This is a genomic window from Amycolatopsis dendrobii (genome assembly GCF_014145675.1).
Taxonomy (GTDB): Bacteria; Actinomycetota; Actinomycetes; order Mycobacteriales; family Pseudonocardiaceae; genus Amycolatopsis; species Amycolatopsis dendrobii.
In genome coordinates this window covers 465,567-488,121 of the sequence record NZ_JACGZW010000001.1, presented here as the reverse complement: position 1 = coordinate 488,121, position 22,555 = coordinate 465,567, and the positions used below count along the sequence as shown (strand labels likewise).

Annotated in this window: 17 protein-coding genes; 10 read left to right on the top strand and 7 right to left on the bottom strand. The window is 69.7% G+C overall.

From position 1 onward, the window contains the following. Nucleotides 1-405: 405 nt before the first annotated feature. Nucleotides 406-1,140: a GntR family transcriptional regulator gene (locus H4281_RS02145; protein WP_182889152.1), complete on the top strand. Its 735-nt coding sequence runs from the start codon at nucleotides 406-408 to the stop codon at nucleotides 1,138-1,140. Nucleotides 1,141-1,275: 135 nt separating this feature from the next. Here the strand turns inward: H4281_RS02145 and H4281_RS02140 are convergent, their stop codons facing one another. The 4 genes from H4281_RS02140 to H4281_RS02125 all read right to left on the bottom strand — a co-directional run bounded on the left by H4281_RS02140 (nucleotide 1,276) and on the right by H4281_RS02125 (nucleotide 8,190). Next, complete coding sequence (locus H4281_RS02140; protein WP_182889151.1) at nucleotides 1,276-2,670, bottom strand: OFA family MFS transporter; 1,395 nt, start codon at nucleotides 2,668-2,670, stop codon at nucleotides 1,276-1,278. A 162-nt stretch (nucleotides 2,671-2,832) separates the two neighbouring features. Then, on the bottom strand, nucleotides 2,833-4,971 hold the full coding sequence (locus H4281_RS02135; protein ID WP_182889150.1) for an acetate--CoA ligase family protein: 2,139 nt from the start codon (nucleotides 4,969-4,971) through the stop codon (nucleotides 2,833-2,835). A gap of 2 nt (nucleotides 4,972-4,973) precedes the next feature. Then, a complete protein-coding gene (gene frc, locus H4281_RS02130) occupies nucleotides 4,974-6,203 on the bottom strand; it encodes a formyl-CoA transferase (RefSeq protein ID WP_182889149.1) in 1,230 nt (409 codons plus the stop codon). A 16-nt stretch (nucleotides 6,204-6,219) separates the two neighbouring features. Further along, nucleotides 6,220-8,190 (bottom strand): thiamine pyrophosphate-binding protein, encoded by a 1,971-nt coding sequence (locus H4281_RS02125; RefSeq protein WP_246411248.1) that lies wholly within the window; start codon nucleotides 8,188-8,190, stop codon nucleotides 6,220-6,222. Between the two features lie 861 nt (nucleotides 8,191-9,051). Here H4281_RS02125 and sucC point away from each other — a divergent pair. The 3 genes from sucC (at nucleotide 9,052) to H4281_RS02110 (ending at nucleotide 12,016) form a co-directional block, all read left to right on the top strand. After that, nucleotides 9,052-10,212 (top strand): ADP-forming succinate--CoA ligase subunit beta, encoded by a 1,161-nt coding sequence (gene sucC, locus H4281_RS02120; protein ID WP_182889148.1) that lies wholly within the window; start codon nucleotides 9,052-9,054, stop codon nucleotides 10,210-10,212. Nucleotides 10,213-10,215: 3 nt separating this feature from the next. Continuing rightward, on the top strand, nucleotides 10,216-11,100 hold the full coding sequence (gene sucD / locus H4281_RS02115) for a succinate--CoA ligase subunit alpha (protein ID WP_182889147.1): 885 nt from the start codon (nucleotides 10,216-10,218) through the stop codon (nucleotides 11,098-11,100). Between the two features lie 61 nt (nucleotides 11,101-11,161). Next, a complete protein-coding gene (locus H4281_RS02110; protein WP_182889146.1) occupies nucleotides 11,162-12,016 on the top strand; it encodes a LysR family transcriptional regulator in 855 nt (284 codons plus the stop codon). Between the two features lie 21 nt (nucleotides 12,017-12,037). On the opposite strand, the gene H4281_RS02105 is transcribed toward H4281_RS02110, so the two are convergent. Continuing rightward, nucleotides 12,038-12,679 (bottom strand): GntR family transcriptional regulator, encoded by a 642-nt coding sequence (locus tag H4281_RS02105; protein WP_312872036.1) that lies wholly within the window; start codon nucleotides 12,677-12,679, stop codon nucleotides 12,038-12,040. 93 nt (nucleotides 12,680-12,772) lie between these two features. Between H4281_RS02105 and H4281_RS02100 the strand changes: the two genes are divergently transcribed. Beyond that, entirely contained in the window at nucleotides 12,773-16,108 is a 3,336-nt protein-coding gene (locus tag H4281_RS02100) for a molybdopterin-dependent oxidoreductase (protein ID WP_182889145.1), read from the top strand. Between the two features lie 72 nt (nucleotides 16,109-16,180). Continuing rightward, nucleotides 16,181-17,524, top strand: coding sequence for an NADP-specific glutamate dehydrogenase (gene gdhA, locus H4281_RS02095; RefSeq protein ID WP_182889144.1), 1,344 nt, complete (start codon nucleotides 16,181-16,183; stop codon nucleotides 17,522-17,524). A 473-nt stretch (nucleotides 17,525-17,997) separates the two neighbouring features. Here the strand turns inward: gdhA and H4281_RS02090 are convergent, their stop codons facing one another. Continuing rightward, nucleotides 17,998-18,219 (bottom strand): hypothetical protein, encoded by a 222-nt coding sequence (locus H4281_RS02090; protein ID WP_182889143.1) that lies wholly within the window; start codon nucleotides 18,217-18,219, stop codon nucleotides 17,998-18,000. A 216-nt stretch (nucleotides 18,220-18,435) separates the two neighbouring features. On the opposite strand from H4281_RS02090, the gene H4281_RS02085 reads away from it, so the two are divergent. The 4 genes from H4281_RS02085 (at nucleotide 18,436) to H4281_RS02070 (ending at nucleotide 21,672) form a co-directional block, all read left to right on the top strand. Continuing rightward, a complete protein-coding gene (locus H4281_RS02085; protein ID WP_182889142.1) occupies nucleotides 18,436-19,269 on the top strand; it encodes a DUF6597 domain-containing transcriptional factor in 834 nt (277 codons plus the stop codon). A 155-nt stretch (nucleotides 19,270-19,424) separates the two neighbouring features. Continuing rightward, nucleotides 19,425-20,657: an FAD-binding oxidoreductase gene (locus H4281_RS02080; protein ID WP_312872035.1), complete on the top strand. Its 1,233-nt coding sequence runs from the start codon at nucleotides 19,425-19,427 to the stop codon at nucleotides 20,655-20,657. A gap of 19 nt (nucleotides 20,658-20,676) precedes the next feature. Then, a complete protein-coding gene (locus H4281_RS02075; protein WP_182889140.1) occupies nucleotides 20,677-21,279 on the top strand; it encodes a dihydrofolate reductase family protein in 603 nt (200 codons plus the stop codon). A gap of 12 nt (nucleotides 21,280-21,291) precedes the next feature. Next, the gene (locus tag H4281_RS02070) at nucleotides 21,292-21,672 is read left to right on the top strand and encodes a PPOX class F420-dependent oxidoreductase (RefSeq protein WP_182889139.1); all 381 of its coding nucleotides are present in this window, start codon (nucleotides 21,292-21,294) and stop codon (nucleotides 21,670-21,672) included. Here H4281_RS02070 and H4281_RS02065 read toward each other — a convergent pair whose 3' ends face one another. Next, complete coding sequence (locus H4281_RS02065; RefSeq protein ID WP_182889138.1) at nucleotides 21,673-22,485, bottom strand: SDR family NAD(P)-dependent oxidoreductase; 813 nt, start codon at nucleotides 22,483-22,485, stop codon at nucleotides 21,673-21,675. It lies immediately after the preceding gene. Nucleotides 22,486-22,555 lie beyond the last annotated feature (70 nt).

Here is a 22,555-nt window from a genome sequence, read left to right as displayed (position 1 = left end):
GATCGTCGGCGAGCGTCCCCGCGGCGGGACCCGTTCGCGCGCCAGGCGGATGCAGCGCTGGACGGCCCCGGGTTCGGCCCGCCGCCAGGCGCGCACGATGCCAGGCGCGGCCGGATCCGCTTCGCCGCCGAACGCGAGCGGCAGCCACTCCCGCCCGGCCCGATCCCTGCCAGCAAGCCACTCCCGCCCGGCCCGATCCCTGCCAGCAAGCCACTCCTGCCCGGCCCGATCCCTGCCAGCAGCCGCTTCTCGGGCCCTGCCCCGCGCCAGAGACCACCGCCCGGTCGCCCCCTCCGAGGGAAGATCGCACACCTGATCCAGAATTCTGGGATTTTGCATACCAAAACCTGTATCCTGAAAACTGAGTTCCTCGAATCCCGCCGCTGATCCCACCCGAGGTGCACCGTGACCGAGTCCGTTTCCCCCCTGCCCGAACGCGGGCCCACCGGCCGCCGGACGGCCAAGGGGTCGCTCTCCGGCAAGAGCGCCAACCGGGTGGAGCGGCCCGCGCCGCTGCGGCAGGTCGTGTACGACGCGCTCGCCGAGCTGATCATCAACCGCACCCTCGAACCCGGGCAGCATCTCGTCGAGGCTGACCTGGCCGAATACCTCGGGGTCAGCCGGCAGCCGGTGCGCGAGGCGTTGCAGCGGCTGCAGAGCGAGGGCTGGGTCGACCTCCGGCCGGCGCAGGGCGCGTTCGTGCACCTGCCCACCGACGAGGAAGCCGACCAGCTGCTCGGCGTCCGGGCGGTGCTGGAGACCCACTCCGCGCGTCTCGCCGCCGCGTGCGCGACCGACGACGACATCAAGCGCCTCTGGGAACTGCAAGACGTGGGCATGAAAGCCCTCGCCGCGGACGACAGCGAACGGCTGGTCGCGGCGAACGCCGACCTGCACGCGTACATCACCGAACTGACCGGCAACGCCGTCCTGACCGAGCTGATCGGCCTGGTCGACCGCCGGGTCCGTTGGTACTACACGCCGATCGCCCGGCCCCGGGGGCGCGACGCGTGGCAGGAGCACGCCGCGCTGATCGAGGCGATCGCGGCGCACAACGTCGAAAAAGCCGAGAAAATCATGGCGCAGCACACCGAACGCACGCGCCAGGCATTCCACGAACGGCCGGAAGCGTCCGAATAGGTCACCGCACTGGGGTCCCGGTACGCCTCGCCGAACCGCTGCGAGGTCAGCCGGCCCCGCTGGGGAACGAAGCAACCCGGAAGCGACGGGGCGGATGCCAGCCGTCCCGTCGCTCCCGGGCCCGCTCAGGGAAATTCAGCTTCCGGCCGCCGGAGCGGTGCGGGCGATCTGCTTGCCCGCCTTTTCCGTCGAGCCGCGACCGGACCGTCCCGGCTGCCGCAGGAACAACGTCATCACCGCGGACAGCAAGGCGATGCACCCGGCCAGCACGTACGCGCCGGTGTATCCCCACGCGGCGATCACTCCGGCCGCCAGACCGCCGCCGCCGACGCCGCCGACCAGTTTCGCGCTGTAGACGATGCCGTAGTTGGTCGCGTTGTGGTTCTCGCCGAAATAGTCCGGCACCAGCGCGGCGAACAGCGGGTAGAACGCGCCGCTGCCGAATCCGGTCAGCACCGCGAATACCATGAACCAGAACAGACTGTGCGTCTTGCCCGACCACAGCACGCCGAATTGCGCGAACGCCGCGATCACCAGCACCCAGAATAACGTCGCCTTCCGGCCGATCCGGTCGGAAGCCCAGCCGACGATCCCCCGGCCGACGCCGTTCACAATGGCCAGGATGCCCGCCGAGGAAGCCGCCACGAAAGCGCCGAACTGGCTTTCCTTGGCGAAATCGACCTGGAAGTTGATCCCGAACAGCGAAACCCCGCCGATCACCACGAGGGTCACCCACATCAGCGGCAGCATCCCGGTGCGGATCGCCTCCATCGGCGTGAACTGCCGTACCGCGGGCGGGTTCTTTTCCAGGCTGCGGGCCTTCCCCGCCGCGCTGCCTTTCAGCCAGGCGATCGGGTCGACCTCGGCGGGCCACCAGTTCTTCGGCGGGTCCTTGAACACGAAGCCGCACAGCCCGACCACCACCAGCATGTACAGGCCGATCGCGTCGAGCGTGATCGTCACGTTCTCATGGCCGAGGAAGGCGCTGAACAGGTAAATGAACGGAACCGAACCGTAGGCGAACCCGCCGTTCACGAAACCGGTGCGAGCGCCGCGTTTCTCCGGATACCATTTCCCGACCATGTTGATGCAGGTCGCGTACACGAGTCCGGCGCCGATGCCGCCCAGCACCGAGTACCCGATGAACGCCACCACCAGATTTCCGCTGTGCGCGATGGAGAAGTAGCCGATCCCGGAACACACCGCCCCGGCCAGCATCGCCGTTTTCGCCGACACGATGTTCTTCTCCCGGAGCCGCCCGGCCGGGAAAGCGACCCCCGCCTGGAACACGGCCCAGATGCTGGCCAGCCAGAACGCGTCCGACAAAGACCAGCCGTATTTCTCCTCGAGCGTCCCCTCGACGGCTCCCCAGCCGTATTCGAAAACGCTCACCGCCATCATGGCCACCCACGGCAGCCAGACCATCCAGCTGCGGGACCGGCCCATCAGGTCCCGGGGGCTCTCCCCGATCCGGTATGTCCGCCCGTTGTCGTCGACGATCTCCTGGTATGTCGGTTGGGCTGCGGTCATGAGAATTCTCTTTCGTCACCGTTGACTTCGGTTCCCGTGCCGGGCTGTCTCCGTTCTTCCCCCGAGCCGGGACGCGACCGCGCGTCCCGGCGTCCCTTCCTCGCCGCACTCCGCTGACCAGCGGTTAGGTGTCGGGCAACGTACGCCTCCCTCCGGACTTGATCAAGGCAGCAGACCGGCCGAACGCGCCCAGCGGTACTTCGCGCCGAGCACCGCGACCGGCTTCTCGGTCGTGTACGGATAGGCGACGACGCCGTGCGCGTACAGGTGCTCGCTGGCCTGCTCGACCTCGACGTCTCCGGACAGCGAAGCCACCACCGGCTTGTGGATCCCCTTGCGCCGGAACTCCTCCACGACGTCCGCGACCAGCTCGGCGAACACCATCGGCGGCGTGACGATCGTGTGCCAGTAACCGAGAACCAACGAGTGAATACGATCGTCGGACAGTCCTAACGCGATGGTGTTCCGATAGGTGGACGGCGGTTCCCCGCCGGTGATGTCCACCGGGTTCCCGGCCGCGCCGAACGGGGGGATGTATTCGCGGAACGCGGCGTCGAGGTCGTCCGGGATCCGCATCAGCGTGAGCCCGTTGTCCACACAGGCGTCCGACAGCAGCACCCCGGAACCGCCCGCGCCGGTGATGATCACGACGTTTTCGCCCTTCGGCGTGGGCAGTTTCGGCACGCCTCGCGCGTATTCGAGCAGGTCGTTGAGCCCTGGTGCGCGAATGACGCCGCTTTGCCGCAGGATGTCGTCGTACACGCGGTCGTTGCCGGCCAGCGCGCCGGTGTGGGACCCGGCCGCTTTCGCGCCTTCCGACGTCCGGCCCGCCTTGAGCACCACCACCGGTTTCTTCGCCGACACTCGTTTCGCGGTTTCGGCGAACGCGCGCCCGTCCTTGAGGTCTTCCAGGTGCATGGCGACGAGTTCGGTGTTGTCGTCGTGCTCGAAGAACGTGAGCAGGTCGTCTTCGTCGATGTCGGCTTTGTTCCCTACGCCGACGATCGCCGACACGCCCATCCCGGCCGACCGGCTGAAACCCAGGATCGCCATCCCGATCCCGCCGCTCTGCGAGGACAGCGCGACACCGCCTTTGACGTCGTACGGGGTGCAAAACGTCGCCGACAGATTCTCCGGCGTGTAGTAATAGCCGTAGATGTTCGGGCCGAGAATCCGCACGCCATGCCTGCGCGCTATGGCGAGAACCTCGTTCTGCAGCTCGATGTTCCCGGTCTCGCCGAAGCCGGACGGGACCAGGATCGCCCCGGCGACGCCCGTCTCCCCCGCCTCCTCCAGCGCCGACGGCACGAACTTCGCCGGGATCGCGAAGACGGCCACGTCCACGTCGCCGGGCACGTCCGAGATGCTCGGATACGCCTTGCGATCGAGGATTTCCGCGGCCTTCGGATTGATCGGGTAGATCTCGCCCGCGTAGCCGCCGTTGACGAGATTCTTCATCACCGAATTGCCGATCTTTCCGTCCTCGGCGGACGCGCCGATCACCGCGACCGCGGCCGGTTTCATGATCCGGTTCATCGCGGCGAGGATCTCGTCTTGGCTGAACCGCACCGGTTCCGCGGCGGCCGCCGGATCGACCAGAATCCGCACGTCCACCGCAGTCGCCCCGGCGCCGGTGGCGAGCACCGGGTTGAGATCGACCTCGGCGAGCTGCGGAAAGTCGGTGACCAGCTGCGACAGCCGGTGCACGATGCCGGCCAGCGCCGTCTTGTCCACCGCTTCGCCGCCGCGCACTCCGTTGAGGATTTCCGCCGCGGCGATGCCGTCCACCATGGACAGAGCTTCGCCGGTGCTGGTGGGGGCCAGGCGGAAGGTGACGTCCTTGAGCACCTCGACCAGGACGCCGCCGAGTCCGAACGCGACAATCTTGCCGAAGCTCGGATCGGTGACCGCGCCGATGATCACTTCCTGCCCGCCGGTCAGCATCTGCTGCACCTGCACGCCGGTGATCCGCGCCGAGGCGTCGTAAGCCTTGGCATTGGCCAGAATCGTGGCGTAACCGTCGGCGACTTCCTGTTCGCTGCCAAGGCCGACGAGCACGCCGCCGGCCTCAGTCTTGTGCAGGATGTCCGGCGACACGATCTTCAGCACCACTGGCAGGCCGATTTCCCCAGCCCGCGCCACCGCTTCCGCCGCCGAAGCGGCGAGCCGTTCCTGCGGCGTCGGAATCCCGTAGGCCTCGCACACCGCGCGACCTTCCGGTGCGGTCAAGGCGGAACGGCCTTCCTCGGCGACTCGCTTCAAGATTTCTCCGACCGCCGCGCGGCCCGTTTCCGTGGTCATCCTCAGATCACGCCCGCCGTGCGCAGCCGATCGACATCCGCCGCGCTGTAGCCGAGTTCGCCGAGCACCTCGTCGTTGTGTTCGCCGAGCAGCGGGGAACGCTCGACGTCCACCGGCGAATCGGACAGCTTCAACGGACAGCCGACGGTCTTGAACGCTCCGCGCTCCGGATGCGGCACCTCGACCACCGACCCCAGCTCGGCCAGCGTCTCGTCCTCGATCAGCTCCTTGGTGGACAGAATCGGACCACAGGGGATGTTCCGGGCGTTGAGCAGTTCCATGACCTCCCATTTGGTGCGCTGCTCGGTCCATTCCTCGACCATCGCGAACACTTTGTCCAGTTTGGACAGCCGCGCCTCCGGCGTCGCCCAGTCCGGGTCTTCGGCGAGTTCCGGCCGTCCGATCAGCTCGGTCAGCGGGGCCCAGCCGACCGGCTGGACGATGACGTAGATGTAGTCGTTCGGCCCGCCCGGCGCGCAGCGCACCGCCCAGCCCGGCTGTCCTCCGCCGGACGCGTTGCCCGACCGCGGCACCTCGTCGCCGAACCGTTCGTTGGGGTACTCCCCCAGCGGCCCGTGCGCCAGCCGCTGCTGGTCGCGCAGCTTGACCCGGCACAGGTTGAGCACGGCGTCCTGCATCGCGACCTGCACCCGCTGGCCGCGTCCGGTGCTCGTGCGCTGGTACAACGCCGCCAGAATCGCCGCTACCAGGTGGATGCCGGTGCCCGAATCGCCGATCTGCGCGCCGGTGGCGGTCGGCGGTCCCTGCTCGAAGCCGGTCGTGCTCATCGAGCCGCCCATCGCCTGCGCGATCACCTCGTAGGCCTTGAAATTCGCGTACCGGCCCGGTCCGAAACCCTTGATCGAGGCGTAGATCAGCCGTTCGTTGATCTCGCGGAGCCGCTCCCAGGAGAACCCGAAACGGTCCACCACGCCGGGCCCGAAGTTCTCCACCAGTACGTCCGCAGAGGACACCAGCTTGGTGAAGACTTCCTTGCCCTGTTCGCTTTTCATGTTGAGCGTGATGCTGCGCTTGTTGGCGTTGAGCATCGTGAAGTACAGACTGTCCACTCCGGGCAGATCGCGCAGCTGGCCCCGGGTGATGTCGCCGCGGCCGGGGGTTTCGAGCTTCACGACGTCCGCGCCGAGCCAGGCGAGGATCTGCGTCGACGACGGTCCGGATTGGACGTGGGTCATGTCGAGGACGCGGACGCCCTCCAGTGCCTTTCCCATCTTCGGCTCCTCCCGACTACTTGTACATCGTCTGGTTCATGGTTCCGGGGGCGTAGGCGTCCGGGTCGACCCAGACGTTGATCAGCGACGGCTTGCCGGATTCCCGCGCACGGCGCAATGCCGGGGCGATGTCCGCGGGGTCGCGGACTTCCTCGCCGTAGCCGCCGAGCATCCGCGCGAACTGGTCGTAGGGAACATCCCCGAGGGTGTTCCCGACGCGCTCGCGGGCCAGGCCGTATTTCTGCGCCTGGCCGTAGCGGATCTGGTTCATCGACGAGTTGTTGCCGACGATCCCGACGAACGGCAGATCGAACCGCACGAGCGTCTCGAAATCCCAGCCGGTCAAGGAAAACGCCCCGTCCCCGAAGAGCGCGACGACCTCTTGGTCCGGCCGCGCGTGTTTCGCGGCCAGCACGAACGGAACGCCGACGCCGAGCGTCCCGAGCGGACCGGGATCCATCCAGTGTCCCGGCGCTTTCGGCTGCACGACCTGGCCGGAGAACGTGACGATGTCGCCGCCGTCGCCGATGTAGATCGAATCCTCGGTCAGGAACTCGTTGATCTCGTGCACCAGCCGGTACGGATGGATCGGATTCGCGTCGGAATGCTGCTGCGGCAAGCGCTTCTGCTTGGCTTTGTCCTCGACCGCACGCAGTTCCTCCAGCCATGGCTTGCGCCCCACCGCCCCGTTGTCCACCCGGCCGGACGCAGCGTCCGCGACCGCGGCGAGGATCTGCCCCGCGTCGCCGACGATGCCGAGATCGATGTCGCGGTTCTTGCCGACGGTCCGGTAGTCGAGGTCGATCTGCACCACCTTCGCGTCCGGGGAAAGCCTTTTGCCGTAACCCATCCGGAAGTCGAACGGCGTGCCGACGATGACGATCACGTCCGCGTTGTCGAACGCGTAACGGCGGGAGAGCTGGAAGTGGTGCGGATCGCCGGGCGGCAGAGTTCCGCGGCCGGCGCCGTTCATGTACGCCGGGATGTTCAGCGTGCGGACAAGTTCGGTCGCGGGCTCGGTGGCTCGCGTCGTCCAGACCTGGCTGCCGAGGAGTACGGCCGGTTTCTTGGCGTGCACCAGCAGATCGGCGAGCTTTTCGACATCCGCCGGATCACCCGCGTTCCGCGTTGAGGCGCGATACCGGCCAGGCTCCGGGATGCGCGCGTTCTCCGCCGGCACGCGAGCGTCAAGGACGTCTCGGGGAATCTCCAGAAAGGACGGTCCCGGCGCGCCCGCGAAGGCTTCCCGGAACGCCATCGACACCAGGTCAGCGGCCCGCGAGGTGTGCGGGACGGTCGCGGCGAACTTGGTGATCGGGGTCATCATGTCCACGTGCGGGAGGTCCTGCAGGGAGCCCATTTTGTGCTGGCTCAACGCGCCCTGGCCGCCGATCAGCAGCATCGGGCTCTCCGCGCGCAACGCGTTCGCGACGCCCGTGACCGCGTCGGTCGTCCCCGGCCCCGCCGTGACCACCGCACAGCCGGGACGGCCGGTGATCCGCGCGTACCCGTCGGCCGCGTGCGCCGCGACCTGCTCGTGGCGGACGTCGATGACGCTGATGCCCTCGTCGACGCAGCCGTCGTAGATGTCGATGATGTGGCCGCCGCAGAGGGTGAAGATGGTGTCGACGCCTTCGGCTTTCAGGGCTTTCGCGACGAGGTGGCCGCCGGAGATCGTTTCCGCCGCTTCGCCGGTGGCGGCCCGGTGCTGACCTGCGGGCGCGCTGGCCTTGTCCGGGGCGGTTCGCCCGTTCTCGCCGGCTTCGCCTCCGGCGCTTCGGCTCGTCGACCGCTGCTCGTTGGCCTTGCCTCCGGCATTCTCGCCGGTTTGCTGGTTCTCACCGGTCTTCTCGCCAGCGCTCCGGCCGGTTGACCGCTGCTCGCCGGCTGCGCCGGCAGGGTGCTCACCGGCCGTGTCGCCGGTCTTCCCGCTGGCGTTCTCGCCGGTGTGCCGGCCTGGTTGCCGGCCGGTCGTGGTGGGCGACATGCGCAACTCCTCCTGTCCGCGCCGGACCTCTCTGACCCGCGCGCTCGTCCCGGTCTGCTCGTGTCTCTCCGCGGCCCGCCGGATCTGTCGCCGCAGGTCAGCGGCTCGTCGCCGGAAGACTGTAGATTGCATACCGTATGAGGTAGGCATTAGACTTACTCTTCGAGCCGCCCGCTGTCCAGGGGCATCCGCAGGTTTGTCCGGCCGGCCGGCCGGGCGATCCGCCGCAGGCTTCGGCGGGCGGCTTGCTGGCTGATTCACGGGTCGGCCCGCCGCGCGGGACGCTGCGGGATGGCTCGTCGGCCGAGGTGCTCGACGGGACGGCGGCAGGCACGTCGGACCACCCGCCGGGTCGTCCGCGGCATGGCGGGTCACTCGCCAGACTGCCTGCGGCACGTCGGCTGGGTCCGCCGTGCGGGCGGCAGAGCGGCTTACCGCTCAGGCTGCTTAAGGCCACTTCGCAGTCGTGCTGTCGTCGAGCACGGCGGCGAGGCGGGTCGCTCGGCCGATTGCCGTCCGGCGCGGCGGACGTTCGTCGGCAGCGCGGCACCGAGCGGCCGCCCCGTGCCACAGGGCACGGGGGCTGGCTAACGAACGGCCAAGCCTGTCGCGCTGGACATGGCGGCCGGAGCTCACGACGAGTCGGGTCGAGCGGTGCGGATCGGGCGCATCGACGGGCTGGCTCCGGAACCACGCGGCCAGCCGCCCTCCGCGACCGGGCAGCCAGCCGCGCCCCAACCGCCAACCACCGGCCCCGAGCCACCAGCCAGCAACCGCAGCTAAGCCGACAAACGCCCGCTACCGGTCCACGACACCCACCAACGAAGAACCCGCTCCCCCGCCCGCAAGGAAGGAATTCCGATGGACCTCTTGGAACACCAAGCGCGCGACCTCTTCGCCGCGCACGGCGTGCCGGTTCCCCGTGGCTGCGTCGCAGCGACGCCTGACGAAGCCCGCGCCGCCGCTGTCGAGATCGGGGGGCCGGTTGTCGTGAAGGCGCAAGTCAAGACCGGCGGACGGGGCAAGGCGGGCGGGGTCAAACTCGCGGCCCAGCCGGAAGACGCGGCGAGGGTCGCGCACGAGATCCTCGGGATGGACATCAAAGGGCACCGCGTGCATCGGGTCCTGGTCACCGAGGCCAGCGATATCGCCGAGGAGTACTACGTCTCCTATCTCCTCGACCGCACGGACCGGAGTTTCCTCGCGATGGCGTCGGCGGCGGGCGGGATGGACATCGAGGAGGTCGCCGCGACCCGGCCGGAGGCTGTGGTCAAGGTGCCGATCGATGTCCGCGTCGGGGTCGACCTCGTGAAGGCGCGCAGGATCGCGGCGGCGGCACGGCTTCCGGTCGAAGCGGCGGGGGTCTTGGTCCGGTTGTGGGACGTGTTCACGGCCGAGGACGCAACCCTCGTCGAGGTCAATCCGCTCGCTCGCACGCGCGATGGGGAGATCGTCGCGCTCGACGGGAAGGTCACGCTCGACGGCAACGCCGCGTTTCGGCATCCCGGGCATCGGGCGTTCGCGGAATCGGAGGTCGGGGATCCGCTCGAACAGCAGGCCGCCGAGCAAGGGCTCAATTACGTGAAGCTCGACGGCGACATCGGCGTGATCGGCAACGGTGCCGGGCTCGTGATGTCCACTCTGGACGTAGTGGCTGCCGCGGCGCGGGACGCGGGGGCGGTCGGGCCGGCGAACTTTCTCGACATCGGCGGCGGTGCGTCCGCGGAGATCATGTCGGCCGGGCTCGGCGTGATCCTCGGGGATCCGGCGGTGCGCAGTGTGTTCGTGAACGTCTTCGGCGGGATCACGGCGTGCGACGCGGTGGCGGACGGCATCGTGAAAGCGCTGGCGCTGCTGGGCGATCGCGCGACGAAACCGCTGGTCGTCCGGCTCGACGGGAACAACGTCGCGGAAGGAAGGCGGATCCTCGACGAGGCCGCGCATCCGCTGGTGACAGTCGTCGCGACGATGGACGACGCCGCACGCGAGGCGGCCGGGCTCGCGGCCGGGACGGAGGCCTGAACGATGGCGATTTTCCTCGACAACACCAGCCGGGTCCTCGTTTCCGGCATCACCGGCGCGGAGGGCGCCAAGCACACCCGGCGGATGCTGGCCGCGGGCACGAACGTCGTCGGCGGGGTGAATCCGCGGAAGGCCGGCCAGACAGTTTCCTTTGACGGACCCGAGTTGCCGGTCTTCGGGGGCGTGGCCGAGGCGATGGCGGAGACCGATGCGGACGTAGTGGTCTTGTTCGTGCCGCCGCCGTTCGTCAAGGACGCGGTGCTCGAGGCGGTCGAAGCGGGCATCGGGCTCGCGGTGGTGATCACCGAGGGCGTGCCGGTGCACGATTCCGCCGCGTTCTGGGCGCACGCGCGCGACAGCCGTACCCGGATCATCGGGCCCAACTGTCCCGGGCTCATCTCCCCCGGGCTCTCGAACGCCGGCATCATTCCGGCGGACATCACGGGCCCGGGACGGATCGGGCTGGTGTCGAAGTCCGGCACGCTCACCTATCAGCTCATGCACGAGCTCCGCGACATCGGGTTCTCCAGCTGCATCGGCATCGGCGGAGACCCGGTCATCGGCACCACGCACATCGACGCGGTCGAGGCGTTCGAAAAGGACCCTGACACCGACGTGATCGTGCTGATCGGCGAGATCGGCGGCGACGCGGAGGAGCGCGCGGCGGCGTACGTGCGGGAGAACGTGCGGAAGCCGGTTGTCGGCTACGTCGCGGGGTTCACCGCTCCCGAGGGCAAAACCATGGGGCACGCGGGAGCGATCGTGTCCGGGTCCTCCGGGACGGCAGCCGCCAAGAAGGAGGCGCTCGAAGCGGCCGGGATCCGGGTGGGGCGCACGCCGAGCGAGACTGCGCGACTGGTGCGCGAGGTGCTCGCCGGAACGAGCTGACCTCGCCCGGCAGGCGCAGTACTACGACCGGAGTGGTTCAAAGGCGAACCCGGGAGGATGGATGGACCTGCGGCAGCTGGAAACCGTCGTCGCGGTGGCGGAGGAGGGTGGATTCACGGCTGCCGCGCGTCGGCTGCATACGGTGCAGTCGACAGTGTCCACTGTGGTCCGTGCGCTCGAACGCGATCTCGGCACCGAGTTGTTCGAGCGCACTACCCACCGGGTCGCGCTGACGCCTGCGGGCAAAGCGTTTCTCCCGGCGGCGCGAGCGGCACTGGAGGCGGCCAGCCACGCTCGCGCGACCGTCGACCGGGCACGCTGGCAGGTCACCGGCGAGGTCCGGATCGGGGTCATGCCCGGGGCCTGGCCGGAACCGCACCGGGCGCTGAGCGCGTTGCGCCGGGACCATCCCGGCGTGCGAGTGCTGGTGCGGACCGCGCCGCCGCATCAGCTGCGCGAGGCGGTCGTGACGTCCGCTGTGGACATCATGGTCGCGGTCGCGGGCTGCGCCCCGAGCGGCGGATTGGTCAGCCGCCCGGTCCGGCGGGAGGAGATGGTGCTGGTCACCGCGGCCGGCGACGGAGCGGCGGACCGGCCGGTGTCGGCCGCCGAAGCCGCCGGTGCCGCGGTGGTCGATTTCGCGCCGGGCTGGGCGATCCGGGAGGCCACCGACCGGACGTTCCAGTCGGCTCGGGTGCGCCGGACGGTCGTGCACGAGGTCACCGACGCGCCCGCCGCGGCCGAACTGGTCCGCCACGATCTCGGCGGCTGCGTGCTGCCGGTGTCCGTCGCCGCGCAGTTCCCCGACCTGACCGGCCGCCGGTTCACCCGGGGCGGCCCGACATGGAACATCACGGCGACTCACACCGGCGATCCGCGTCCGGCGGTGGCGGCGGTACTGCGGCACCTGACCTGACCCAGCGGGCGCCGCCCCGGGTCAGCCAGCCGCCCATTCCGCCCGTACGTGCTTCAGATGCGCCTTGACCTGTCCCTCCAGCCGCGCCCAATCCCGCTCCGCGATCGCCGCCAGCATCTCCCGGTGCTCCCCCGCCGAATCCGCCAGCCGACCGTGCTCCGCGAGCTTTTCCAAGCCGTACAACCGCGTCTGGTCGCGCAGCGTGGCGATGGCGCCGGTCAGCCGCCCGTTTCCGGACAGCGCCAGCAAATCCAGATGGAACCGGCGGTCCGCCTCCAGGAAGCGCGCGACATCGCCTGCCTCCGCAGCGGACTCGATCTCGGCGGCCAGCCCGTCCAGCCGGACGAGGTCGTCCGGGCTCGCGGCAGCCCCTGCGGACAACGTCGCCGGGACCTCCAGCAGCAGCCGCATCTCGTAGATCTCGTCCAGATCGCGTTCGGTGACCGCGACGACCCGGTAGCCCCGGTTGCGGACGGGTTCCAGCAGGCCCTGGTTGACCAGCGTCAGCAACGCTTCCCGCACCGGGCTGCTCGACACGCCCAGCCGCGTCGCGAGCGCGGCGGCCGAGTAGATGTCGCCGGGACGCAGTTCGCCGGACACCATCGCCTGCCGCACCACTTCGAGCACTTGTTCGCGCAGGTTAGTGCGCTGCAGCTGCGTCACGGGGCGCACCTCCGCTTTCCCGGGCTTGACTTCGCCCGCTCAAGTCCAGCAGGGTACAGGAGTAGCCGGTAGCCGGTTACTAAGGAGTAACTAATGCCTGAGATCCGGGGTTACTGCACGTTGTGCCGGTCGCGCTGCGGCGCGGTCTACACGGTCGAGAACGGCGCGCTGCGCGGCGTCCGGCCGGATCCGGCACATCCGACGGGCGCCGCGCTGTGCCCGAAGGGCCGCGCCGCGCCTGAACTGGTGCACTCCCCCGAACGGCTGCGCAGGCCGTTGCGCCGCACGACGCCGAAGTCGGACCCGGATCCGCGCTGGCGCGAGATCAGCTGGGACGAAGCCCTGTCCGAGATGGCCGAGCGGCTCGGCGGCATCCGCGAGACCAGCGGCGCCGAGGCCGTCGCGTTCTCCGTCACCTCGCCCAGCGGCACGCCGATGTCCGACGCGATCGACTGGGTCGAGCGGTTCATCCGGCTTTTCGGCAGCCCCAACACCTTGTACGCGACGGAAATCTGCAACTGGCACAAGGACTACGCGCACGCGTTCACGTTCGGTTCGGCACTGCCCGCCCCGGACTACGCGGGTACGGAGTTCGCGGTGCTGTGGGGGCACAATCCGGCCAAGGCGTGGCTCGCGCAGTCCGCCGCGCTGGCCGAGGCCGGCCCGCCGAAACTGGCGGTCGTCGATCCCCGGCGGACCGCGAGCGCGGTGCGGGCTGACCACTGGCTCCGGGTCCGGCCGGGCGCCGACGGCGCGCTCGCGCTCGGCGTCGCGCGGGCTTTGCTCGAACGTCGGGGGCACGACGAGGCGTTCGTGCGGTCGTGGACGAACGCTCCGTTGCTGGTCCGCGCCGACACCGGCCGGTTTCTCCGGGCGGCGGAAATCGACCCCGCCGCGACCGGTTTCGCGGTGTGGGACGAGGTCGCGGGCCAAGCCGAGCCGTACGACACGGACTATTCAGCAAGTGGTCCGGAAAGGTTTGCCCTGCACGGAAAACGCCGGGTGCGCACGTTGGCCGGCCCGGTCGACTGCGTTCCCGCGTTCGAGCACTATGCGCAGGCTTGTGCCGCGTGGCCGCTTGACCGGACCGAAGCGGTGACGACCGTGGAAGCGCCGGCGATCGACGCTTTCGCGGCCGATCTCGCCGAGGCGAAGTCCGTGACTTACGCGGCTTGGTCGGGCGTCGGTCAGCACGCGAACGCGACGCAGACTGAGCGCGCGATCGCCACGCTTTACGCGCTCACCGGCAGCTACGATTCCCCCGGCGGCAACGTCGTGCTTCCGAAACTCGCGGTCGCGCCGGTCACGTCGGCGGACCAGCTCGCGCCTGAGCAGCGAGCGAAAGCACTTGGCCTGCAAGAGTTCCCGCTCGGGCCGCCGGAGCAAGGGTGGGTCACCGCACGCGATTTCTGCCGCGCGGTCCTCGACGAAAAGCCTTATCCGGTCCGGGCGCTGGTGTCGTTCGGCGGGAATCTTCTGCTGTCGCAACCGGATCCGCAGCGAACCGCGGAAGCGTTGCGACAATTGGAATTCGCGGTGCATCTCGATCTGTTCGAGAACCCGACCGCGCGATTCGCCGATCTGCTGCTGCCGGTTCAGACGCCGTGGGAGCACGAGGCGGTCAGGGCCGGTTTCGAAATCAGCCAGGCGGCACAGGAACACGTGCAGCTGCGGCCGAGAATGGCCGATCCGGTCGGCGAGTCGCGTTCGGACACTGAGGTCGTGTTCGACCTGGCCGGCCGGCTCGGGATGGGCGCGGAGTTCTTCGACGGCCGCATCGAGGACGGCTGGGATCACCAGCTCGCCCCGCTCGGGCTCACCGCCGCGCAGTTGCGCGAACAGCCCGGCGGCGTCGGTCTGCCGTTGCGGACCGAGTACCGGAAATACGCCGAGCGTGCGGAAAATGGTGCGGTAGCTGGGTTCGCGACGCCGACTCGCCGGGTCGAGCTGTATTCCGAACGGCTCGCCGAGCATGGCCAGCCCGCGGTCCCGGCCGCTGAGCCGGCTGTCCCGGACGCCCGGCATCCGCTGGTGCTGACCTGCGCGAAGAACGGATACTTCTGCCACAGCCAGCATCGCGGGATTTCGTCGCTGCGCAAGCGTTCTCCCGAACCGGCCGTCGACCTGAGCACGGAACTCGCCGCGGCGCGCGGAATCGAGGACGGGCAGTGGGTGCGCATCACGACCGCGTCGGCGGACGTCCGGATGCGGGCGCGGATCGATCCCGCGCTGCATCGCGACGTGGTCGTGGCGGAGTACGGCTGGTGGCAGCCCGCCCCCGACCTCGCGCTGCCCGGTTCGAACCCGCTCGAGGACGGCGGGACCAACTACAACCTGCTCGTCGGCGACGACGCCCATGACCCGGTGAGCGGATCGGTGCCGTTGCGCTCGACGTTCTGCGACGTCCGGCCGGACGAGCCGGAACCGTGGACCGGGCAGCGGGAGTTCGCGGTCGAGCGCGCGGAACTGGAGACCGAGGACATCCGGTCGGTGCGCCTCAAGCCGGTGGACGGCCTGGCGGTCCCGGAGTTCCGCGCCGGGCAGCACATCACCGTCGCTTGGCCGGACGCTCCGGGGCTGACCCGCAGTTACTCGCTGACCGGGCCGGCTCAAGCCGCCGACGGCGGATACGCGATCGCGGTGCGGCGGGTGCCGGGCGGGCAGTTCTCGCCCGCCGTGCACGACCGGCTTCAGCCCGGGACCCGGTTGCTGGTCACAGCTCCCTCCGGCGGGTTCGCGGTGCCGACCGTCCATTCGCGACCGATCGTGCTGCTGGCCGCCGGGATCGGGATCACGCCGTTCCTGAGCTATCTCGAGTCCCTCGAACCCGGGTCCGCGCCGGAGATCGTGCTGCACCACGGCAGCCGCGACCGCTCCCGGCACGCGTTCCGCGAGCGCATCGCCGAGTTGGCGGCCCGGCTGCCGAGTGTCCGGACAGTGGACCACTACAGCCGCCCCGGTCCGGAGGAGCCCGGCGATTTCACCGGCCGGATCACCGCCGACCGCGTCGAGGCCGACCTGATCCGGCGGCGGGCCCGATTCTACCTGTGCGGTCCCGAAAGCATGCTGGACGAACTGACCGCCGGACTGACGGAACGGGGCGTGCCGCGCTTCGACATCTTCACCGAGAAGTTCCACGCCGCGCCCGCCCCGGTCCACATCCCGGACGACGCCACGGCCACCGTGCGGTTCGCGCGATCCGGCCGCGAGGCCACCTGGCGGGCCGGCGACGGGGACCTGCTGCGCTTCGCCGAGGCGTCCGGGATCTCGCTGCCCAGCGGATGCCGGCTCGGGCAGTGCGAAAGCTGTGCCGTGCCGGTGCTGGCCGGAACGGTCGCGCACCTGGTCGCGATCGCCGACGATCTGCCCGCTGACCAGTGCCTTTCCTGTCAGGCGATACCCACTGCGGATGTAGTGCTCGATGCGTGAGCCTGGTCACCCCTAACCTCGCAAACCCCATCAGGGGTGCGAAATCCGGCGCCAGGACGGCATCATCGGCGGATGGCACTCGACCAGGCATCGCGCGAAGCGTACGAGGAGATCGTCCGGAAGAACCCGGCCGAGCCGGAGTTCCACCAGGCCGTCTTCGAAGTGCTCGAAGCGATCCGGCCCGCCCTGCAGCGGGATCCGGACCTGCGCGACGCGGCGATGCTGGAGCGGCTGTGCGAGCCGGAGCGCCAGGTGATGTTCCGGGTGGTCTGGACCGACGACGCCGGCGCGGTGCACGTCAACCGCGGCTTCCGGGTCGGGTTCAGCTCGGCGCTCGGGCCGTACAAGGGCGGGCTGCGCTTCCGCGGCGACGTCACGCTCGGCACGGTCAAGTTCCTCGCCTTCGAGCAGATCTTCAAGAACGCGCTCACCGGCCTCGGCATCGGCGCGGGCAAGGGCGGGTCCGACTTCGACCCGGCGGGCCGCAGCGACGCCGAGATCATGCGGTTCTGCCAGGCGTTCATGACCGAACTCGTCCGGCACATCGGCCCGGAGACCGATGTCCCGGCGGGCGACATCGGCGTCGGCGGGCGCGAGATCGGCTACCTGTTCGGCCAGTACAAGCGGCTCACCAACCGCTACGACGCGGGCACGATCACCGGCAAGAACCCGGTGCTGGGCGGCATTCCGGCGCGTCCGGAGGCCACCGGGTACGGGACGGTGTACTTCCTCGAGGCGATGCTCGGCGCGCGCGACGACTCGTTCTCCGGCCGCACCGCGGTGGTGTCCGGCTCGGGCAACGTCGCCTACCACGCGATCGCGAAGCTCAAGGAACTCGGCGCGAAACCGGTCGCGTGCTCGGATTCGGGCGGGTATGTCCATGATCCGCGCGGGATCGACCTGGACCTGCTGCACGATTTGAAGGTCGCGCGGCGCGGGCGGCTCGCCGAGTACGTCGACCACGTGCCGTCGGCGAAGTACGTCGCCGACGGCACGCCGTGGGACGTGCCGTGCGATCTGGCGCTGCCGTGCGCGACGCAGAACGAGCTGGACGAGCAGTCCGCGTTGCGGCTGGTGAAGAACAACGTCCGCGCGGTCGCCGAGGGCGCGAACATGCCGTGCACGCCCGGTTCGCTGCAGATCTTCCGCGAGGCCGGGGTCGCGGTCGGTCCCGGCAAGGCCGCGAATGCCGGCGGGGTCGCGGTGTCCGCGCTGGAGATGCAGCAGAACGCGGCGCGCGAGCGGTGGACGTTCGAGCGCACCGACCGCACGCTGCGCGACATCATGACCGACATCCACCGGACGTGCCTCGAAACCGCCGACGAGCACGGCGTGGCCGGGGACTACGTCAGCGGGGCGAACATCGCGGGGTTCCGCAAGGTGGTCGCCGCGATGGACGTGTGCGGCTACATCTGAGCCGGCTTCCGCGGCCGGTCGTTGTCCGGCGGAATGTTGTATGCAGTATTTGGTCGTGAGTCTGCCGGTCTACGGTCGGCGGTCTTCCGGTCGGCGGTCTTCCGGTCGGCGGTCTGCGAGTAGACAGCCTGCGGGTCGGCAGTCGGCGATGTGCGGTGTTCCGGTCGACGATCTTCCGTCGACAGTCGGCTGGTCGCCAGTCTGCCGTCGGCGGTCTGCAGTCGGCAATCTGCCGGTCGGCGGTCTGCAGTCGGCGATCTGCCGGTCGGTGATCCGCGGTGTTCCGGCCGACAGTCGGCCGGTCGACATCCGACAGTCTTCGGGTCGGCAGTGTGCCGGTCAGCTGACTACCGCATGGAGTGCACTGTGGACAGGATTCCCTGCGGTCCGGGCACCGGGACGGCGAAACCCCGGTGCCCGGACGCGCCGCTCGGCAGGCGGACCGGGTCGGCGTTTCCCGTGCCCCGGCGGGATTATCGTACGGAAGACAGCGTGATCAGGAGATAGAGCAGGATCAACAGCCCGGCGACGCCCAGGACCGCGGCGACCGCGCTGCGCACCCAGGTGATCAGGCCGGTCGCGGTGCGCTGCCGGTAGCCGGTGAAGCGGGCGTGGGTCTGGCTGGCTCTGTCGAGCAGCCCTCCGACGAACAGACCCGCGCCCAGGACAAGCAAGATGATGAGCAACGTCGGCATGACCGGGCGCCTCCTTCGGTAGCACGCTGTTCCCAGTTCAAAGAGCGAGAGTCCCGGGCTCGGCGGCCGGCGGCTACAGGAGAAGGTCTCCCGGTCCAGGGACTTGTGGCCTGGCGGCTGTTCCCCTACTGGCGGCGCGTCTGGAAAAGCGTTGGCGGGCAAGCCTGCGGCCTGTCGGTGCTTGACGCGCCACCGGCGGAGCGCTTCGGTACGGGGATGACCGCGTATGTGGAGCGTCCGCCGGTGCCGGAGCTGGCGGGAGTCGTGCGCACGGTGTGGCTCCAGCGCACCGGCGACGCGCCGTACGTGCAACGGCATCTGCCGACGGGCGGTGTCGAGATCCACTTCCCGGTCGGCGGGCGGCCGCAGTTGCTCGGGCCGTTGACCGGGCCGCGGATCGAGGTCATTCCGGCGCGTACCACCATCGTCGGCGTGCGGTTCCGGCCCGGTGCCGCGCCGCCTCTGCCCGCGGGGCTCGACGAATTGGCCGACCAGCACGTCGGGCTGGCCGACTTGTGGGGCCGCGCCGTGGATCGGCTCGTGGAAACCGTTGCCCTCGCGGCGACGCCCGAGCTGGGGCTGGTCGCGCTGCAGGCGCACCTCGTGCAGGAGTTTCGCCGGGTCGGCGGGCTGGATCCGCTGGTCGGGGAGGCGGTGCAGGTGCTCATGCCGTGGGACCCGGTCGGGGTGGACGCGGTCGCCGCGCATCTGGCGCTTTCGGCCAGCCAGTTGCGGCGGCGGTGTCTGCAGGCGGTGGGGATGAGCCCGAAGGTGCTGCAGCGGACGTTGCGGTTTCAGGGGTTTCTCGCGCTCGCCCAGTCCGGCGCGATCGCGACCGGGCGGCGGGGTGCGGACGGGATGGCGGGTCTCGCGGTCGACGCCGGTTATGCGGACCAGGCCCACCTGAGCCGGGAATGTCTTCGGCTGACCGGGGTTACGCCGAGGCAACTGCTTGGGGGCGACCTCGATCGGTGCGCTTGCGGGCATGATCATTCGGCTTCGTACGCGCCGTTCCTCGCTACGCGGAGACGGTCGCTGGTCCGGGTTTGAGTGCTTCCCAGGGTGCCTGCTCCGGCTTCTCCGCGCACCGTCGGCCCTCTCCGCTGAGGCGGCGGGCCTGATCGGTCTCGCGCAACTCGGCCGCAGCACCTCCCGTGCGCGTTTTGTTCAAGAACGACCAGCCGGATCTCCGTAGCGTCAGCTCCGTGATCGACCTGACCGCGCTCGACGTCATCTCCCCCGGTTCGCCGGGTTACGAAGCCTGCGCCCGATCGAGCGCCGTCGTCCGGTGCCATTCGGTCCCGGATGTCGTCCAAGTCGTCGCCTGCGCGGCTGCGACCGGCCGACAGGTCATGCCGCGCGGCGGTGGGCATTGTTTCGTGGACCGGTACCCGGCTGACGGGATAGTGGCGGATCTGTCCGGAATGAACCAGATCGTGGGCGACGACAATGGTGTCGCGGTGATCGGAGCCGGTGCCAATCTGGGTGCGGTGTACGCGACGTTGCACGAGTCCGGCCGGACGATCCCGGCTGGTTGCGGCGACACGGTCGGCATCGCGGGGCTGACGCTCGGCGGCGGCATCGGGCTCCTCGGCCGCCGGTACGGGCTCACCTGCGATCGGCTCGTCGGCGCGCAGGTCGTGCTCGCCGACGGAAGCGTCGTGGAGTGCGACGAAAACCGGGAGTCCGAGCTGTTCTGGGCGTTGCGCGGCGCGGGCGGCGGGCAGTTCGGCATCGTGACGGAGTTGCGGTTCGCGACGGTGCCGGAGCCGTCGGTCTGCCGGATCGAGGGGAACTGGACGGAAGGGGACCTCATCCAGGCCTGGCAGGACTTCGCGCCCGACGCACCCGACGAAATGACCGTGAACCTCACTGTCCAAGAGGGACGCGCGACCCTCTTCGGCGCTTCTGCCCTGCCGCCGGCGGAAACCGAGAGTCTGCTCCGCGAGATCACCGCGCGGGCCGGTGTTCTGTATGCAATAGACATCCGACTGGATGTTCCCTACAGCATGGTGAAGCCGACCTTCAGTACGCTTGATCCAGACCAAGGAGCCCGCCGGGTTCGGTCGGAGTTCTTCGCCCGCACGATGTCGGAGCGGACGACCGCCGGGCTTCTCCAGAGGTTGGAGGGCGACCGGCGGCTGGCGTTCACGGCGATGGGCGGGGCGTACAACCGGGTCGCGGAGGGGGACACCGCGTTTGCCCACCGGGGTGAGCGGTTTCTGCTGGAGCAGGTCGCCGGCCCAGGCGATCCGTGGGTGGACGAGGCGTGGAGCACGGCACACGCCGACGGATCCGGCCGGGTTTATCCGAACTTTCCCGATCTCGCGCTCGAGAATCCGGGGCTTGCGTATCACGCGGGCAACCGCGCCCGGCTCGCCGCGCTCAAGAAAGCCCGCGACCCCCACCGCATTTTCGACTTTCCCCAGGCTCTCTGAGCGACTACTAAGGAGCGTCATGACCAAAGTGTTCAGTGCCCTTTCCGTCTCGGTCGACGGCTACATCAGCGGCCGCCGCCCGGCGGGGGCCGACGAGGTCGGTAGCGGGCTCGGCGACGCCGGGGCGCTGTTCGACTGGTACTTCACCGGCGACACGCCCAGCAAGGTCTTCGGCGGGTTCAAGCTTTCCGAACCCAGCGCGCGGGTTTTCGACTCGCTCGCGGCGCGCGTCGGGGCGACCGTGGCCGGGCACGCGACGTACGACCACTCAAGCCACTTCGGCGGCAGTGGTCCGCATCCGACGGCTCCGTTGTTCGTGGTCAGCCACCAGCCGGTGCCGGAGCTGAGCGAGGCGCAGACCCAGGCGACCAGCGTCGAAGAGGCCGTCAAAGGCGCGCGGGCGGCGGCGGGCGGCAAGGACGTCGCGCTCATGGGCGGCGTCCTGGTCACCGAGGCGATCAAGGCCGGGCTGGTCGACGAGGTCGTGCTCCATCAGGTGCCGATCCTGCTGGGCGGCGGGCGGAGTTTCTTCGGCGAACTGGCGGAGCACGTCCGGCTGCGGCTGGTCGAGGCCGTCCCGGCGCCCGGCGTCACCCACCTTCACTACGAAATCATCCGCTGAAAGGAACCCCCGATGCTGAACCCCGAAGTCCGCCGCGTCCTCGACGGCGCCCCGATCGCCCATCTCGCCACCGTGCTCCCGGACGGGTCGCCGCATGTCGTCCCGGTGTGGATCGGCACGCGGGGCGACCGGATCGTCTTCCTGACCGGTCCGGAGAGCCGCAAGGCCCGCAACCTCCGCCGCGACCCCCGCGTGGCGATTTCCCTTACCCCGCCGGACAACCCGTTCGAGCCGATCATCATCCGCGGCCGGGTGGCGGAATGGATCGAGGGCGACCCGGCGTGGGAGATCGTCGACGAGGTCGCCAAGAAGTACATCGGACAGGCGTACACCCGCGAGCAGGTGCGCGTCGTCGGCCTGATCGAGCCGGAGAAGCAGTCGGTGGGGATGTAGTCAGAAGGCGACGGACGCGGCCAGTTCCCGTTGCGACTCAAGCAGTTCCAGCCGTCCGGCGAGCGCGTTGCGCACCAGTTCGAAGGTGTCCGAGCCCAGGGCGAGGCGCAGCGGCGGATTCGGCTGGAGGGTGGTCTCGTAGAGCAGCGCGGCGATTTTGGCCGGGTCGCCGGGAAGCTCGCTGTCGTCGAGGGATTCGAGGTAGCGACGGGTCCGGCCGACCGCGTTGTCGCGATAGGGGGCCGTTTCGGCGGTGTACCGCAGCGCGGCGGCGAAGCCGGTCCGGGTCGCGCCGAGCTGCGCCAGTGTCAGGTGGATGCCGAAGTCGGCGACCTCCCGGCCGACGCTCTCGGTGTACCCCTCCAATCCCCACTTCCCCGCGTGGTACGCGCTGTGCGTCGGCGAGCCGAGCTGGCCGCCCATGCTGGAGATCTGGACGATCCGGCCGCCGCCCTGCTCGCGCATCGGGCCGAGGAAGGCGCGGGTGATCAGGATCGGGGCGAGCAGCAGCACTTCGATCTGGTCCCGGATCTGCTCGGGCGTCATCTCCTCGGCCGCGCCCACGACGGCATAGCCCGCGTTGTTCACGACGACGTCGACCGGCCGCCGGCGCAGCGTCCGCTCGACCGTGGCGGCGACGTCGGCCGGGCGCGTGAGGTCGAGCTGTTCCACGGTGAGGCGCGGCGAGTCCGGCAGCGCGCCCGGCCGCCGGACTGTGGCGGTGACGTGGTCGCCGCGCCGGAGCGCCTCCTCGACCAGATGACGGCCCAGACCGCCGGAAGCGCCGGTGACGAACCAATGCCGTGCGGACATGGCGGGGTCCTCCAGAGGTAAGGTCGTCCGGAATGCGTTCCGGTTAAGCTATCCGGAATTCATTCCGGTT

Coding starts and splice junctions, on each gene's coding strand:
- H4281_RS02140 (WP_182889151.1), bottom strand. CDS start 2,670: ATGACCGCAGCCCAACCGACATACCAGGAGATCGTCGACGACAACGGG.
- H4281_RS02135 (WP_182889150.1), bottom strand. CDS start 4,971: ATGACCACGGAAACGGGCCGCGCGGCGGTCGGAGAAATCTTGAAGCGA.
- frc (WP_182889149.1), bottom strand. CDS start 6,203: ATGGGAAAGGCACTGGAGGGCGTCCGCGTCCTCGACATGACCCACGTC.
- H4281_RS02125 (WP_246411248.1), bottom strand. CDS start 8,190: ATGTCGCCCACCACGACCGGCCGGCAACCAGGCCGGCACACCGGCGAG.
- sucC (WP_182889148.1), top strand. CDS start 9,052: ATGGACCTCTTGGAACACCAAGCGCGCGACCTCTTCGCCGCGCACGGC.
- sucD (WP_182889147.1), top strand. CDS start 10,216: ATGGCGATTTTCCTCGACAACACCAGCCGGGTCCTCGTTTCCGGCATC.
- H4281_RS02110 (WP_182889146.1), top strand. CDS start 11,162: ATGGACCTGCGGCAGCTGGAAACCGTCGTCGCGGTGGCGGAGGAGGGT.
- H4281_RS02100 (WP_182889145.1), top strand. CDS start 12,773: ATGCCTGAGATCCGGGGTTACTGCACGTTGTGCCGGTCGCGCTGCGGC.
- gdhA (WP_182889144.1), top strand. CDS start 16,181: ATGGCACTCGACCAGGCATCGCGCGAAGCGTACGAGGAGATCGTCCGG.
- H4281_RS02090 (WP_182889143.1), bottom strand. CDS start 18,219: ATGCCGACGTTGCTCATCATCTTGCTTGTCCTGGGCGCGGGTCTGTTC.
- H4281_RS02085 (WP_182889142.1), top strand. CDS start 18,436: ATGACCGCGTATGTGGAGCGTCCGCCGGTGCCGGAGCTGGCGGGAGTC.
- H4281_RS02075 (WP_182889140.1), top strand. CDS start 20,677: ATGACCAAAGTGTTCAGTGCCCTTTCCGTCTCGGTCGACGGCTACATC.
- H4281_RS02070 (WP_182889139.1), top strand. CDS start 21,292: ATGCTGAACCCCGAAGTCCGCCGCGTCCTCGACGGCGCCCCGATCGCC.
- H4281_RS02065 (WP_182889138.1), bottom strand. CDS start 22,485: ATGTCCGCACGGCATTGGTTCGTCACCGGCGCTTCCGGCGGTCTGGGC.